General features: G+C 28.4%; 13 protein-coding genes. 6 read left to right on the top strand and 7 right to left on the bottom strand.

The genetic code is table 11. From position 1 onward, the window contains the following. Positions 1-4: 4 nt before the first annotated feature. The 4 genes from LG649_RS05430 to LG649_RS05415 form a co-directional block, all read right to left on the bottom strand. Entirely contained in the window at positions 5-3106 is a 3102-nt protein-coding gene (locus LG649_RS05430; protein WP_226541954.1) for a SusC/RagA family TonB-linked outer membrane protein, read from the bottom strand. Between the two features lie 226 nt (positions 3107-3332). After that, complete coding sequence (locus LG649_RS16385) at positions 3333-6143, bottom strand: helix-turn-helix and ligand-binding sensor domain-containing protein (RefSeq protein ID WP_226541952.1); 2811 nt, start codon at positions 6141-6143, stop codon at positions 3333-3335. 87 nt (positions 6144-6230) lie between these two features. Then, positions 6231-6905: a head GIN domain-containing protein gene (locus LG649_RS05420; protein WP_226541951.1), complete on the bottom strand. Its 675-nt coding sequence runs from the start codon at positions 6903-6905 to the stop codon at positions 6231-6233. 98 nt (positions 6906-7003) lie between these two features. Beyond that, the gene (locus LG649_RS05415) at positions 7004-7297 is read right to left on the bottom strand and encodes a YbjQ family protein (protein ID WP_226541949.1); all 294 of its coding nucleotides are present in this window, start codon (positions 7295-7297) and stop codon (positions 7004-7006) included. Between the two features lie 114 nt (positions 7298-7411). Between LG649_RS05415 and LG649_RS05410 the strand changes: the two genes are divergently transcribed. The 3 genes from LG649_RS05410 (at position 7412) to LG649_RS05400 (ending at position 9877) form a co-directional block, all read left to right on the top strand. Beyond that, positions 7412-8251, top strand: a complete 840-nt coding sequence (locus LG649_RS05410; RefSeq protein WP_226541947.1) for a DUF6503 family protein — start codon at positions 7412-7414, stop codon at positions 8249-8251. 83 nt (positions 8252-8334) lie between these two features. Beyond that, complete coding sequence (locus tag LG649_RS05405) at positions 8335-9195, top strand: CPBP family intramembrane glutamic endopeptidase (protein ID WP_226541945.1); 861 nt, start codon at positions 8335-8337, stop codon at positions 9193-9195. 133 nt (positions 9196-9328) lie between these two features. After that, on the top strand, positions 9329-9877 hold the full coding sequence (locus tag LG649_RS05400; protein WP_226541943.1) for an NUMOD4 domain-containing protein: 549 nt from the start codon (positions 9329-9331) through the stop codon (positions 9875-9877). Between the two features lie 83 nt (positions 9878-9960). Here the strand turns inward: LG649_RS05400 and LG649_RS05395 are convergent, their stop codons facing one another. After that, positions 9961-12192: a ribonuclease R family protein gene (locus LG649_RS05395; RefSeq protein ID WP_226541941.1), complete on the bottom strand. Its 2232-nt coding sequence runs from the start codon at positions 12190-12192 to the stop codon at positions 9961-9963. Between the two features lie 195 nt (positions 12193-12387). Next, positions 12388-13611 carry a leucine-rich repeat protein gene (locus tag LG649_RS05390; RefSeq protein WP_226541939.1) on the bottom strand — a complete coding sequence of 408 codons (1224 nt, stop codon included), beginning with the start codon at positions 13609-13611 and terminating at the stop codon, positions 12388-12390. Positions 13612-14213: 602 nt separating this feature from the next. On the opposite strand from LG649_RS05390, the gene rpiB reads away from it, so the two are divergent. The 3 genes from rpiB to LG649_RS05375 all read left to right on the top strand — a co-directional run bounded on the left by rpiB (position 14214) and on the right by LG649_RS05375 (position 16138). Beyond that, positions 14214-14648, top strand: coding sequence for a ribose 5-phosphate isomerase B (gene rpiB / locus LG649_RS05385; protein WP_226541937.1), 435 nt, complete (start codon positions 14214-14216; stop codon positions 14646-14648). A 5-nt stretch (positions 14649-14653) separates the two neighbouring features. Then, positions 14654-15571: a cation diffusion facilitator family transporter gene (locus tag LG649_RS05380; protein ID WP_226541935.1), complete on the top strand. Its 918-nt coding sequence runs from the start codon at positions 14654-14656 to the stop codon at positions 15569-15571. A gap of 123 nt (positions 15572-15694) precedes the next feature. After that, entirely contained in the window at positions 15695-16138 is a 444-nt protein-coding gene (locus tag LG649_RS05375; protein WP_226541927.1) for a GNAT family N-acetyltransferase, read from the top strand. On the opposite strand, the gene LG649_RS05370 is transcribed toward LG649_RS05375, so the two are convergent. Then, a complete protein-coding gene (locus LG649_RS05370) occupies positions 16135-17538 on the bottom strand; it encodes a T9SS type B sorting domain-containing protein (RefSeq protein WP_226541925.1) in 1404 nt (467 codons plus the stop codon). The two genes, LG649_RS05375 and LG649_RS05370, sit on opposite strands and share 4 nt — an antisense overlap. Position 17539 lies beyond the last annotated feature (1 nt).

Genomic DNA, 17539 nt, shown 5'->3' with positions numbered 1-17539 from the left:
GGTGTTAAAATTTAAGGTCTAAGCCAATTAAAAAAGTTCTTGCTTGTGGGTAAGCACCACGATCTACTCCAGTATCTAAAATTCCACCTGATATTTCAGGGTCTAAACCAGAATACTCTGTGAATGTGAAAAGGTTTTTAGCCTGTGTATAAATGCGAACTTTACTAAAAAAGTTATTAGAATCTTGTGGTAATGTATAACCTAAAATGACACTTTTAATTTTTACAAAAGAGCCATCTTCAACATATCTATCTGAAGCACGAATATTACTGTTAGAATCTTCGAATGTATAACGTGGTGTGTTAGGATTGTTTGTAGAGCCTTCTCCTGTCCATCGATTTAAAATGGTTCTAAATTTATTCGTGTATTGTGCGTTACGCTCGTAAGCCCTAAAAATGTCGTTGCCTACAGAGGCGTATGTAAATGCTGTAAAGTCGAAATTTTTATAGTTCATTCCTAAATTCCAACCTAATGTAAAATCTGGAAATGGATCTCCAATTTTAGTTCTATCTAAATCAGTAATAGTTCCATCGCCATTAACATCAACAAAACGAATATCGCCTGGGTTTGCTCCTGTTTGAGTAGCATGAACATCTATTTCAGCTTGATTTTGAAATAAACCATCGGTTACATAACCATAAAAATATCCTGGTGAAAACCCTTGCTCGAAACGCGTTACATCTTGACTTTGCCCATTAAAATAAGAACCACCAGTTACAAAAGCTGTTCCATCGCTATTTGTAGAAGTTACAAGGTTTTTTGATGTTGTAAAGGTAAAACTGGTATTAAAGCTAAAGTTATCTGAAAAATTGTTATTGTAGCCCAAAGTAATATCGAAACCTTTACTTTCTGTACTACCAATGTTAGAATCTACTGGTAAAGAAGTTCCGGCATAAAGCGGTGTTGCATCTGTAAATAATAAACCATCAACAGATTTGTTAAAATAATCAGCATTAATTGAAACGGTATTATTAAATAATTTAGCATCAAACCCAAAGTTGTATTGAGTTTGTACTTCCCATGCTAAAGTTGGGTTGCTAAACGAATCTACGGTTGCTCCAGAGACAAAAGTACTACCAAAAGTATAACCATTACTATTTGCTGTTGCATTATAACTTGGCCCACCAATAGTAATACTTACGTATTGAGGATCTACATTTTCGTTACCAGAAGTACCGTAACTTCCTCGTATTTTTAAATAATCGATAATTTCTGAATTAAAAAAATCTTCGTTTGAAACTACCCAACCTAAAGAGCCTGCGTAAAAATTAGCCCATTTATTATCGTCTCCAAAAGCAATTGAACCATCGCGACGTGCAGAGAATGAGGCTAAGTATTTATCTTGATAATCGTAGTTTAATCTTCCAAAGAAAGACATATTTCTACGTTCTAAATTTTGGTAACTATAACCTGTGTAAGCATCTGTATTCTCGTCTGTATTAACTCCTGTAGCAGCAGAAATATCTGCCCATTCCCAGGCATTATCTCTTACATCTTGTCGTGTTGCACCAAAACCATATCCTGTAGATTTACTTCTTGCTGTACCTAATACAACATCGAAATTATGAATTTCATTAATATTTAGATTATAAGATGCAAAGGCTTCAAACGTATAACTAAAAGTTGAATTTGTGTATTCTGTTACACTGTTGTGTTCACCATCTTTAACTTCTCCGTCAGATGTATATTGACTTGATACATTATTTGGACCGTAGTACATTAACGGGTTAAAACTTTTGCCTACCTCATCCCATTTTGTGTAACCAAAACGCGACGTAAGTTTTAAATTATCTAATACATCATATTGTATTTCAAACTTACCGTAAAGTTTATCGCCATTACTTTCGTTGTAGGTATTATCTAATTGTTGTACAGGATTAAATATTTCTGATAACAATAAATTACTATAGCCATAGGTTGCAAAATCATTAGGATCATTATTATAGACTGAAACCGTTGGATCGAAATTTATTGCACTTCCTAATATAGAATTAAACGAGTTTTCAGCCACAGTTTGGCTTTTTATATTGGCATAACTACTGTTTAAAATAAACTTTATTTTATCGGTTAATTGTAGGTTTAAATTTGCAGTAAAATTAAATCGATTAAAATTAGATTTATCCGATCCGCCTACAATACCTCCTTGACTTAAATAACCTGATGATAAGAAATACCCTAGTTTTTCTGAACCACCTCTAGCAGAAATAGTATGCGATGTTACTAAAGCATCTTTAAAAATTTCATCTTGCCAATTAGTACCTTCACCTAAACTAGAAATATCGTTAAAAATTAAATCGCCACCAGAGACCAAACTACCTTCATTAATAATGGCAGCATATTCTGTAGCATTTAATACACCTAATTTTTTAAATACAGATTGTACGCCTGTATAAGTGTTTAAACTAATTTCAACTTTTTCGCTATTTCGTCCAGATTTTGTGGTTACTACAATAACACCATTACCACCTTTTACACCATAAATGGCTGTAGAGGCAGCATCTTTTAACACGTTAAGTGATAAAATATCTGTTGAGTTAATAGAGTTTAAATCGGCAAGTGTTTGTGGAACACCATCTATAATAACAACAGGATCTGTACCAGAAAACGAAGGGATACCACGAACTAATACTGTTGGTGAACTTCCAGGAGAACCTCCTTGAATAACCGAAACACCAGAAGCGGTACCTTGTAAAGCCTCTTCTACACGAACCGGTTTTAATTGATCTATAGATTCTGATTTAACTGTAGAAATTGCACCAGAAACTTTTGTAACTTTTTGTGTACCATAACCAACAACAACAACTTCATCAAGTTGCGATACATCTTCTTCTAATGTAATGGTTAGGTTTTTACTTTCTGTAATAACTATTTGTTTAGTTACATAACCTATGTAACTTATAGAAATAGTTGCTCCAATTTCAGCCTTAAGTGTAAAATTACCATCAAAATCTGTGGTAGTTCCATTATTAGTTCCTTTAATAATGATATTGGCACCTGGAATGGGTAAACCAGTTTCATCTTGAACTATACCACTCAAATTGGTAGTTTGAGCATAGGATAGTACACATAAGAATAAGGCTAAACATTTAATTAGCGTGTGTCTCATAAAATTTAGTTTTAGTTTAGGTTAAAATTATGAAAACAAATTATTGAATTCATAATTTTAACCTAAACAAAAAACATACATCATAAAATAAAACATATATTTTTTATAAAAACGTAAAAATAACTTGTGAATAAAGGAATTTAGGCAGTTTACTTAAGAGAATAAAAATTGTAATTTTACTTAATGTTGTGGTATTGTATAGGTAAAAAATAGCATTGTATAGCTTTTATATTTGTAAAATATAATCTGTTAAGCTAGCTTCATGCTTTAAATTCATTTTTTTTCTAAGTCTGTAACGTTTTACCTCAACACTTCTTGATGAAATATTTAAAAGCGGTGCTATTTCTTTTGAAGATAAATTTAAACGTAAATAGGTGCACAAACGTAAGTCGTTTGATGTAAGTTCTGGATGTAATTGTTTTACTTTTTTAAGAAAGTCTTTATCAGCATTATTAAATGCTTCTTCGAACACATGCCAATCGTCTGAGTTATTAATATTTTTGTCTATAATATTTATAACTTTTTTTATCGATTTTATATCGTTTAAGTTTTGAAGTTCTTTTTTAAGATTATTTAAAAACTGATTTTTCTTAATTAGGCTCATTGTAGAAATACCTAATTCTCGGTTTTTATTCTCAATATCTAAACGTAGTTTTTCGTTATTTAGTCTGGTTAGTTCTTCTTTATTTTCTAATTCTTTAAGTTCTAATTGACGCTGTTTTTTTAGTATTAATTTTTTTTGTTGCTTTTTAAAACTTCGTTGGTATTGCTTGTGCATAAACCAAGAAAACAACACAATAACAGCAACATAACAAGCCAACATGGTGTTGGAAATATACCAGGGTCTTTTAATAGTAAACGCATATGTTTCTGTATTTTCGGATATTGTATTACCTATTTTAGCACGTACTTTAAATGTATAGTTACCAAAGGGTAAATTCTCAAAAAATTCATTTGGTTTGTTTTGCCATTGGCTCCAATTATTATAAATACCTTCAAGTTTATATTGATATTCTGGAACTACATATTTTTGGTATTGTGGTACGCTAAAATTAAACTCTATATTATTATTAGTATATTTAAATAATCCTTTTTCTGTTTTATTTACTACTAACAAGGAATCGTTTGGCTTTTTAAAATCGCTATTTATTACTTTGTTTAAATAAATTTTAAACGGCTTTGGATTTACTTTATTTAAATTAAAAACTATATAACCTGTAGAATTTCCATATAAGTAAGTTTCATCTTTTAAATAGCTTATATTTTCATATCCAGAAACATCACTTCTAACATAACTAGGTATAGATAATACTTTAAATTTTGGTGTATTGGTTAGTTTTTGTGTTTCTATATAATTAAGACCATTTTTTGATACCGCCCAAAGCTTATTATTTACTTCATCTGAAATAAGTTTTCCAGATGTAAAATTATTAGCGTCTATTAACTTACTATAAATACTGTCTTTTTCAAATAATTTGTTGGTATTATTGTATTTAAAAACTCCGTTTATATGCCCATAAAACAATTGATTTTTATATTTTACTAAACTAGTTTTTAAACCTTTGGTAACAGATTTTTCTTTTAAAATTTTAATAGCTTCAGTAAAATTTTCATTTAAAATTATTTTGAAAACTCCTTTATATTCGTGACTTACATAAACTTCATTTTTATTTAATATTTCGAAGTAACGGCTTGAAATATCGAAATTTTTTATTTTGTTTTTTATTTTCCAAATATTATTAACCTTATGTAAAACATATAAACCCGTATAATTGCCTTGAAGCAAAAGTTCATTATTAATTGGTTTTATACTCCAGGTTCCTTGAATATTTGCTATTAAACTGGCCTTGTCTTTATTTATTAAAAAAGTACCTGAGTTATGGCCACAAAACAATTCATTATTTATAATACTTAAACTCCAAACAGCTCCTTGGGTTCCTTTTATAAATTGAAAATCTTGCTGCGAATTGTAGGGTTTAAAAAATAAACCCTGATTTGTACCAATATATAAGTTGTTATTATATAAAATTGATGTATTTATAGCTCCTATTTTACCTTTTAAATCATTATATATACTAAATGGTGAGGTTACATTTATACAGTTAATACCGTTTTCAAGTCCTAACCAAATATTATGATTTACATCTTCAAAAACCGATAGAATTGTATTGTTACTTATACCTGTATTTTGATTTATTTCGTGAAGAATGTTACCATTTGCAGATAGTATAAATATACCGTTTGATATGCTTCCTAAAACAAAACTACCATCGTGTAATTGTTTGGCACTATAAATTCTAATATCTTTTAATTTATCAAGTATTGGTATATTCCATGCAATGTATTTATTATCTTTTTTGAAGTAAAAACCATTATCTTCGGTTAAATACACTAATTTTTTATTTACCTTAAAAATATTAACAAGTGTATTATTTTTAAAGATTTTATTATTTGAAACTAAATTAGCCTTACCATTTAAAATCTCGAATAACCCACTATTAATTTCTTGAAAATAAATACTGTTATCAATTTTAAATATTTTGGTAATTGCATTTGTAGTGCTAATAAATCGTACAGATTTGTTTAACGCATTATAAATGTATATTCTGTTAAGTGATTGAAATAAAATAGAATCGCCTATACCTATAATATTCCATAATTCTTCATCTTCAAAAAAAGGAATTTGTAATTGCTCTGATAGAGATGTGTAATTTAATTTACCATAAGCATCTTTTTCCCAATACCCAAATTCCCTAAAGCTACCTGTATAAATTCTATTGCTAATTACAGCAACAGAACGAATTATGGTTTTGTTAGGTGATGGATATACCGTCCATTTAGCACCGTTAAATTCTAATAAACCAGTATTATTAGCTACATATATGGTTTTATTTGCAGCTTGATCTATAGACCAGTTTTGATTTTCTGCACCATAATCTGTAGGAGAAAATATTTGAATTGGCGGTCGTTCTTGAGCATGAAATTTTAAAGTAATTACTATAAGAGTAAATACTGTTATGCTTTTTATTAGCTTCACAATGTATGTTTAGTTTGTTGTATAGCTAAATATAGTAAAAATAACAACTAACAATTACTTTGTATAGTGCTTGCTAAGTAAAAAAATTTAATTTATTCGTTTAATACTTCCACCAAAAGTTGTACTCTCTACAACTTCTTTTGGGTTACCATAAACATGAACGGTACCTCCTGCTCTTACTTTAGCATCAACTAAATTCGATGCTTTTACATAAGCATCTCCAGCCGCTTTTATTGATACATCTGTTCTTTCAGTTTCTAAATCCTTTCCTTGATATTCGCCACCTGTATATAAAGATATATTTTGAGTTTTAGATGTACCAGAAGCTTGAACAATTCCTCCCGTTACAGCTTTTACATTGGTAAAAGATACATCTACAGGAACATTTATAATACCACCTTCTTGAGCTTTTAAATCTATTTCAAATTGTTTAATAGGGTCTTTAGCTGTTACTTTAGCACCTTCGTTAACATCAATAATATCAATTTTAGTGTAAAATAGTTTCACTTTTGTCTTGTTACCATCAAAAGATTCTCCTAGACTCATTTTTATTTTTAAAGTGCCATTTTTATTCACAATTATAACATCATCTTTATTATCTCCAGAAATTTCAACTTTATCTTCTTTAGCAGGAATTAACTCGACATTTATTAAATCGTATACTTTTAATTCTTTAAATTCACCAACAGTTTTTTCAATACTGTTTTGAGAAAATAAACTAGCTGTTATAAATAATACTAAGGTTTTTACTAAGGTTTTCATTTTAAATTTTAAAAATTTTAAATTCTACTTTTAATAATTTACGTAAAACTATCAAGAATTGTTCCATGCTATTAAAACTTTAGCAAAACATTAATAATTTAAGCAACTTTTACGGCTGTACCTGTTACAGACACAAAAAAATATGCGCCACTTTCATTTTCAAAATCAATACTAATGCCTACTACAGCATTAGCTTTTAATTGGCTAGCATTTGTTTTAAGTTTTTGAAAAGCTTCTTCTTTAGCCTTATCTATAAGCTCTGAAAATGAATTTAGATTTTTTTGCGTACTAAACGAAAAATTTGTTTTTAAAAGTGTAGAAACACCTGTTACAATACCTAAATAATCTGAAATTTTATAGCCTTCAATAGTATTTGTAGTAGTTAAAATCATATTTATTAAAATTTTTAACGTGTTAGTATTTAAAAGATTGTTAAAGTTACACCTTAATTGTATCTAACCGTTTATTTAGTTATAAATTTATCGAAAATATAATTATATAAGATAATGAAAAATTACTTTTACACACTTATTCTATCTTCTGTATTGATTGTATCGTGCAACAATACACCAAAAAAAGACGTTCAAATTAATAAAGAACAACCTACTGAAAAAACTGCTACTCCTACTTTTAAAAATAAAGGTCATGAATTAGTTTATAACATGGTACAAGTGGTGGGTAACTACAACCAATTACGTAAAAAACATGATGTAATTTATACTTACACTTACCAAACTCCTGACGGAAAATCTGATATTTCTACCGAAAAGTATTTATTTGATGGTGAATTATCTTATGGAAAATATACGAAACATGAACGCACCTTACCAGACTTAAACGGACCTTTTGAGCAAAGTTATAACGGAGAACAATATTTACTTAAACATGATGGTAAGTACATAGAAAATGAAACAGCAATTAAACGTGTTGCTTTTAACAGACCAACTAACTTTTACTGGTTTGCTATGTATCAAAAATTATTAGATCCGGGATTAATTTATGAATACATAGGTGAAAAGGATGTTAATGGTAAAAACTATGACATTGTAAAAGTTTCATTTGAATCTATAAACGATAAACCTACAGATATTTATCAATTATACATTAATAAAGAAACTAAACTAGCGGATCAATTTTTATTTACAGTAGCAGATTTTGGAGTTATGGAAACTCCATTTTTAATGACCATGGAATATGAAAAAATTGAAGACTTGTTAATACCAACTAAAAGGCATTATAAAAAATCTGACTGGAACGCTACAGTAACTCAAGATCCTTGGATTAACGTAACCTGGAGCAACATTAAATTTAATAACGGTTTAACGCCTGAAGATTTTAAAATATAAACCTAAATTAATATTAAAAAAAGAGCCTTTTAAACAATTTAAAAGGCTCTTTTTTTGTTTATTTGGATAAAATCTTACAAATTATGAATGACAAAAAAATGGGTTGGGTTCGTGCGTTATTAATTATAATTCCGTTCCTAGTTGTCTCTACAATATTTCAATTTATTGGCATTATAGTATCTGGAGTGAGTTTATCAGATTTACTGAATAACGTGAATAACAGATCTGAATATCAAGAAACAGTTATTCAAATATTTAGCCTAATAGCAACCATTGTAATTACATGGTTATTTGTTAAATACTTAGATAAAGAAAAATATATTGATATAGGCTTAAGCTTAAATAAAAAAATATTACACATAGTTTCAGGCCTAATTTTAGGCACAGTAATTATGATACTTGCCTATTATACACTTATTGGTTTAAATGAAATTGAATTAACCTTTATAAATGTAAATACAAAAAAAATTATTTACTCTGTAATTTTATTTACAGCTGTAGCTTTTTCTGAAGAAATATTAGTTAGAGGCTATGTTTTAAAAAATTTTATGTACTCAGTTAATAAATATTTAGCTTTATTATTATCATCAATTCTATTTTCATTAATGCATGCAGCCAATCCAAACATAAATTTGATTTCATTTATAAACATATTCTTAGCAGGATTATTATTAGGCATTGTTTACATACACACCAAAAACTTATGGTTTGCTATTGCATTACATTTAAGTTGGAATTTATGTCAATCATTAATTGGATTTAATGTTAGCGGACAAGATTTTTACTCCATAATTAACTTTAAAATTATAAAAAGCAATACATTTAACGGTGGAAATTTTGGGTTTGAGGGATCATATTTTGCTTCTATAATTATGATTATTTTAATTGTTGCTATAGATGTATTTTACCGATCAAAACAACGAAAATGCAATGTAAACCCTTAATTTTAAGAAAAATCAAATAAAACCAGTACTTTATTTCTTTCAAAACAATTTAAAACATTAGTTTTTAACAAAAAGCCTTTATCCTTATCATATTTTTGAGTAACTTTTGCTATTGCTATAAAAATAAAAAATTATGATAAGGGATTATTGGAAAGAAGAATGGAAAGAAATTAAATTTGATGAAGGTATTGCCGAGAACGAAAAATTTAAAATTTCGAACTACGGAAGAGTTATTAATTGTAAAGGTGAAAAAGAATTTTTAGTAAAAGAATCGTATATAAACGGTTACCGAAATTTACCAGTAAAACAAAAGGTAAATGGAAAATCTACTAGCCGATACATTCACAAACTTGTTGCACAACACTTTTTAGAACAAAATGATGGCGTTTATGTAATTCATTTGAATTACGATAAAAATGATAACCGGGTTGAAAACTTAAAATGGGCTACTAAACGCGAAAAAGAAATTCATCAATTTAGTAATCCAGAATATAAAAATAAACCTAGAAAACGTACTTATGCGAAGCTTACCGAAAGTAAAGTTAGGTTAATAAAACGAAAAATAAACGATCCTAACCGCAGAACACGTTTAAAAATGATTGCTAAACAATTTGGAATTTCTGAAATGCAATTATACCGTATAAAATCTGGTGAAAACTGGAGCTCGGTTACAGACTATTAAAAAATTCATAATATTAAAATAATAATAGCTTGTTTAAAATATTTTAAACAAGCTATTTCTTTATTATACTCTATATTTTAAGCTTATTCCTCAGCTTTACCTATTAAAGTAAAATCTAAGTGTTTTTTAACTAAATCGGTATTTTTTACTTTTACAACAACTTCATCACCAAGTTGATAAACAATTTTATTACTTTTGCCAACCATAGCGTAAAGTTCTTGATCGAAAGCATAATGATCATCTGTCATATCACGAACACTTACCATACCTTCACATTTATTCGAAATAATTTCAACATAAATACCCCAATCTGTTACTCCAGAAATAACACCTATAAATTCTTCATCTTTATGATCTTCCATAAATCGAATTTGCATGTATTTAATAGAATCGCGTTCGGCTTTTGTGGCTAAATTTTCCATATCGCTGGAGTGTTTACATTTTTCTTCGTAAACATCTTCATTAGCGCTTTTTCCGCCCTCTAAATAGTGTTGTATTAATCGGTGTGCCATAACGTCCGGATAACGGCGTATAGGCGATGTAAAGTGGCTGTAATAATCGAATGCTAAACCATAATGCCCAATATTGTGTGTAGAATATTCGGCTTTACTCATACTTCGTATGGCTAAAGTATCGACTAAATTTTGCTCTTTTTTACCATTAACTTCTTTAAGTAAATTATTTAATGAAGTTGAAGTAGATTTTCTATCTTTAAAATCGAGTTTATAACCAAAACGTTTTACAACACCTTGTAAACTAGCTAATTTACTTTCGTCTGGCTCGTCATGAACTCTGTAAACAAAGGTTTTTTTAGGCGATTGTTTACCAATAAATTCCGATACTTTTCGGTTAGCAAGAAGCATAAATTCTTCAATTAATTTATTAGCATCTTTACTGGTTTTAAAGAAAACACCAACCGGATCATTATTTTCATCTAAATTGAATTTTACTTCAACTTTATCGAAAGAAATAGCTCCAGAACGCATACGCTCACCGCGCATTTTTTTAGCGAGTTTATCTAATACTAAAACAGCTTCGGCAATTTCGGGTTTTGTTTTATATGCTTTTCCTGTTAATGATACTTCTTCTGGAATTTCGGTATTGATTTTTGACGTTTCGATCGCACCCAGCGTGACACCGGAATTATTTTCAATTATTGCCTGAGCTTCTTCGTAAGCAAAACGAGCATCACTATAAGTTACTGTTCTACCAAACCATTGGTCTTTTATTTCAGCTTTATCGTTTAAAGTAAATACTGCCGAAAATGTATATTTTTCTTCATGCGGACGCAATGAACAGGCATTGTTAGATAGTACTTCGGGTAGCATTGGCACTACTCTATCTACTAAATAAACCGATGTGGCTCGCTCGTAAGCTTCATCATCTAGAACGGTGCCTTCTTGTAAATAATGTGATACATCTGCTATATGAATACCAACTTCGAATAAACCATTTTCTAATTTTTTAAATGATAATGCATCATCAAAATCTTTTGCGTCTTTAGGATCGATGGTAAAGGTTAAATCTTTACGCATATCACGTCGTTTAGCTATTTCGTTTTCGGTTATAGATGTATCTAACTCATTTGCATAAGCTTCAACGGCTTCTGGAAATTCGCTTGGTAAACCATAATCGGCTAAAATAGCATGAATTTCTGTATTGTGTTCTCCTGGTTTACCTAGAACTTTTATTACTTTTCCGTAAGGAGAATCGGCTTTTTCTGGCCAATCTTCAAGTTTTACTAATACTTTATCTCCATCTTCGGCTTTAAAAGTTTTATTTATGGGTACAAAAATATCTTTATACATTTTTGTACTATCTGGCACTACAAATGCATAATTACTATGTAATTGAATTACACCTACATACTCACTTTTATCTCGTTTTAAAACTTGCGTAATTTCACCTTCCATTTTGCCACGTTTACGGCGTTTGTATAAGTAAAATTCTACTTCGTCTCCGTTTAACGCACGATTAATATTGTTTGAAGCTATGTATATATCTTCTTCAAACTCGTCGCAAATAATATATCCAGAACCTCTTGCAGATAAATCTAAAATACCGGTGTAATATTCGGTATTAACAACGGCTTTAAATTTACCACGATCTACTTCTTCAATTTCTTGTTTTCCAGCAAGTTTGGCTAAAGTTTTTATAATTTGGTTACGGCTACTAGCATCGTTAACACCTAGTTTTGCAGCTATTTGTTTATAATTAAACGCTTGATTTCGATCTTTTTTTAATATGCTTAAAATTGTATTTGTAAGGTTGGAAATCCCCTTTTTTTTGGATTTTCCTTTTCTTTTTCTGCTCATGTAATATTTGTAATCTTATTTATTTCCTAAGATAAAGGAAATTGAGTTATTAAATAGCTTTTTATTGTGAAGTAATTGCTATTTCTAGATTACAAAGCTACAACAATTAAATTAAACATAGTTTTAATAGTAATTAAAACAAAAAAAGCCCAAGAATTAATACTTGAGCTTTAATGATTTATAAATTATTAAAATTTACAATACCATAATTTTTTTTAATAATTTACCCGAATTAGTGCTAACTTCAACCAAATACATTCCACTTTTTAAATTATTTGTATTAAGTATTGCTTTTTCGGTACTTTTTATTATTTGTCCTTGTAAATTAAATAGTTTTAATTGATTAAGCTGTAAGTTATTAGATAATTTAATGTATAAAACATTATTAGAAACCGGATTTGGATATAAAGTAACATTTTGGTCTAGTTTGATTATCTCAGTATTTGATAAAGTTTGACCTTGAATATTAAAATCTTGCCAAACATCAGCCATTTCATAATCGGTAATATAATCTGGAATTACGTATAAATTTACATCCGGTAAGTTTACACCATTAAACATGTTACTATTACCATAAACATCATTTATAACTAGAGGTGTAGACCAATTTACTGTTACGTTTTTTAAACCTGTACAAGAACCAAAAGCATAATCTTGTATAGTGTTAACAGAAACAGGAATAGTTAAATTTTCTAGACTTGAACAGAAATTAAACGCAGCAGTACCAATAAAAGTTAAATTATTAGGTAATTCTATTGAAACTAATGAACTACAAAATGAAAAGGTATAATATTCTATTCTGTTTATATTTTCTGGTATAGTTAAACTTCTTAAACTTTCACATTTAAAAAAAGCATAATTTTCAATGGTTGTGAGTGCATCTGGTAAATTAATATTTACCAAACCTTCGCAGTACGAAAAAGCATTTGTTTTTATTGTATTTATTGTACTAGGTAAATTTATAGTGTCCAAATTGGTACAATAAAAAAAAGTATATTTACCAATAGTTGTAACACCTTCGGGTATAGTAATATTTGTTAAAGCTTGACAATAATAAAATACTTCGTCCCCAATTTCATTTACGCTTTCAGGAATATTAATACTTTCTAATCTGGGGCAATTATAAAAAGCATTATTGTTAATAACTGTAATAGTTTCAGGCAAAGTTACATTAAGTAAGCGGTCGCAACTAGAAAAAGCATCTTCAGATATACTAGTAACAGTATAGTTTACATCTAAATAAGTTGCCGTTTCAGGAATAGTTAAATTGCCAACAGGACAATCGCTTAGTTTTTCAACAGAAACATATTTGTTTTCTGTATTTATAACTGTGTAAAATAAAACACCGTCGTTAAAGGTTTGCGAGTTTACTCTTTGTATTATTAAAACAAGAAGTAATAAAAGTAATTTTCTAAACATTGTAGGTTAAGTTTTAGATTGTTTGGTAAATATTTAAAGTAAAATTATTTAATTTTTAAGTTATCCACATTATATATTATAATATCTTTTTCTTTTAAAAATTTTAAAAAATAAATGATGGTTATTATAGCTTGTTAATAGCGGTATAACTTTTTTAATATTTATTTTGATTTATGGGTTATTAAAAATAATTAATATCTAATTAACAGTATTTAGTATACGTAAAATCTTTGTTTTTAGATGTTTTCTATATTACTATTAACAATTGTTAATAACATAATTAACTGTTAATTTTTAATAAATATGGTTTGTTAATAGTGCTTATAACTGCACATTTTAGTGCTAATAAGTTAACCAAAAATTTACATTAACTAATTTGTATGTTACGATAACGTTACGGATTGTAATTTTTTAGATAAAAACCTAATAAATGTTTTAAAAACATATTAACAGTTATTAACATGTAATGAAAAACTAATGCACAGCTTTTGTAAAAAATATGAGGTTATTAACATGTTAAAATAAATGATAAGTTTTTTTATCAGATAGCTATCTAAATACTAATTCGTTACCTTTGTATACATATATTAAAGTATAAAAAAATGACAATTTCTATAGGAAACGACCACGCTGGTACCGATTATAAATTCGCAATTGTAAAATATCTTGAAGAAAGAGGATATACCGTTTTAAATCACGGTACAGATAGTAAAGATAGTGTAGATTATCCAGATTTTGTTCATCCAGTTGCCACAGATGTTACCAACAAAAAAGCTACTTTTGGTATTTTAATTTGTGGTAGTGCCAATGGTGTTGCTATAACAGCTAATAAACATCAAGGTATTCGTGCTGGTTTATGTTGGACTAAAGAAATAGTTGAACTTATTCGTGGGCATAATAATGCTAATATATTATGCATTCCTTCACGATTTACAGCTATAGAACAAGCTGTTGAAATGGTTGAAACTTTTTTAAATACAGAATTTGAAGGCGGTCGTCATCAACGACGTGTAGATAAAATTCCGTTATCTTGTTAATATGAATGGAACACAACTATTCGCATAACCATGTTCATCATCATCCAGATTTAAAAGGGAGAAACCTGTTAATTTCTATATTTTTAAATGTACTTATTACAGCATCTCAAGTTATTGGAGGTTTAATTTCTGGTAGTTTATCTTTATTAAGCGATGCATTGCATAATTTTAGCGATGTTATATCTTTAATAGTAAGCTATATAGCTAGGAAATTAACTAATAAACGCGCTTCAGAACAACGAACTTTTGGTTATAAACGTGCCGAAATTTTAGCAGCTTTCATAAATGCTTCTACTTTAATAATTGTTGCTATTGTTTTAATTAAAGAAGCTGTGCAGCGTTTTAAAAATCCGCAAATCATTGAATCTAATTTAGTTATAATACTTGCGCTTGTGGCTATTTTAGGAAACGGATTTAGTGTGTATTTGCTAAAAAAAGAATCTAGTAATAATATTAATATAAAATCTGCTTATATACACTTATTAACAGATATGTTAGCAAGTATTGCTGTTTTAGTTGGTGGCTTGTTAATGAAGTACTTTAATATGTTTTGGGTAGATAGTTTACTCACTTTTTTAATTGCTTTGTATTTAATTTGGGTAGGTTATTTTTTATTAAAATCTTCTACCAAAATGTTAATGTTATTTACACCCGAAAATATTGATATTAAAGAAGTTGTAAACGAAGTTAACAAGTTACCAAAAGTAAAAAAATTACATCATGTACACATCTGGAATTTAAGTGATGATGAATTGCATTTAGAAGCACATTTAGATTTAATTGAAGATGTTACCATCACAGAATTTGATGCTATTTTATTAACAATTGAAACTGTATTACAAGAAAAGTTTAATATTAACCACGTTACTATTCAACCTGAGTTTAATAAAGATGATATAAAAGATATTATTGTTCAGGATTAATTTTTTAATATGATAGAATATTACTTTTAATGTCTGGTTGAGCGTAGTCGAAACCTTATTCTTATTTTTTAAAAACTTTCGACTACGCTTAAGGTGACAACCATTAATTAGTAAAACTTATATATGCTAACCATACAAACTAAAACATTTAACGAACTTACTACCAACGAGCTGTATAATATATTACAATTAAGAAGCGAGGTATTTGTAGTAGAACAAGATTGTGTTTATCAAGATATAGATTATAAAGACCAAAAAGCGATTCATGTTTTAGGTTTTAAAAATGAAAAAATAGTGGCTTATACACGTATTTTTAAACCTGGTTATTATTTTGAAAAATCAAGCATTGGTAGAGTAGTAGTAGCGAAAAACGAACGAAAACATAAATACGGTTACGATATAATGAAAGCTTCAATAACCGCGGTTAGTAATTATTTTAACGAAACAGAAATAAAAATTTCTGCACAATGTTATTTAAAAAAGTTTTATAACAGCTTAGGATTTAACGAAATAGGAGAGGAGTATCTTGAAGACGGTATACCGCATATAGCAATGCTTAAAAATTAGCGTTTTAATGTAAAATGGCCACGTAAAACTTCACCAGTATTAAAATTTATAACATACCAATAATCATCGGTTGGTAAATGGTTACCTTTAAAAGTGCCATCCCATTCTAAAATACCTTGTGCTAAAAATTTTATAAGTTTTCCGTATTTATTGTAAATACTAATTGTGTTAATAGAATTAGTATTATCTATAATCTGCCATAAGTCGTGGCTACCATCGTTATTAGGTGTAAAATATTTTGGAATATAATAATCTGAATCTGTTATAAAAACATAAAAACTAGACTCATTACTATCGCATACGGTTGCATTATAAATGTAAATTAATTGCGATTGGTTAATAACATTTCCAGCGCTTAAAGGTGTTCCGTTGGCTTCAGATTCGGTGAAATAGTTACCGTTTGTTAAAGTTGGTAAGGTGTATGTTGTTCCTATAAAATCATCAAGTTCATCTACCGGAACAAAAACATTACAAGTTTCAACAGTATTTGTATAATTGTTAAAATTAGTCGGTTGCCAAGTACTAAAATCGGCATTTTCATTATCTACAACTACACAATTTAAAAAATTGTTATTGCTAAAATCTATAAAATTTATAGCAGAATTATTACCGTTTTTAACGTTTAAGGTACATAATTCGTTTGTATTACAATCTAAATAAGATAGGTTTAAATTCTTAGAAAAATCAAGCGTTTTAAAATTATTATTACTACAAATTACTGTTTTTAGCGCTTTATTTTCACTAATATCGAGTGTTGTTAGTTGGTTATTTTCACAAGCCAAATAGGTTAAATTTGTATTTTCTTTTAGGTTTAAATTATTTAATGTGTTGTTACCACACTGTAATCTATTTAAAGCTGTATTTTGAGTTATATCTAGGTTTGATATATTATTTTCTTCGCAAACTAATACGGTTAATGCTGTATTATTAGTTACGTTTAAAATGGATAGATTATTGTTCCAGCAAACTAATGAAATTAAACTTGTATTGTTAATAACATTTAAAGTGTTTAAATTGTTTGAGTAACACCATAAAATTTTTAGAGCTGTAAGGTTTGAAACATCAATATTTGTTAGCAAGTTATCGTGAATAAATAACTCTGTTAATAAGCTATTTTGAGATACATTTAAGGTAGTTAATATATTTTGTGAGCAGTCTAAACTTATTAGGCTTGTAAAATCTTCTATTCCTGTTAAATCGCTTATATTTTGTTCAGAAACATCTAAGTTTGTAATGGTGTTTATATTAGCTGTGGGAACAAAATTATCGAGTGGAGCTGTATCGTAACCTAAATTAATTAATGCTTGTTCAAAATTATTATCTGGAACATAAGTTTGCGCTATTAATTTTAACTGAAAAACAATTAAAATAATGCATACATATAAGGTTTTGAAGCGCATA

Source organism: Neotamlana laminarinivorans (assembly GCF_020523925.1).
Lineage (GTDB): Bacteria > Bacteroidota > Bacteroidia > Flavobacteriales > Flavobacteriaceae > Neotamlana > Neotamlana laminarinivorans.
The sequence above is the reverse complement of the archived record's forward strand: the minus strand, read 5'-3'. Positions and strand labels throughout refer to the sequence as shown.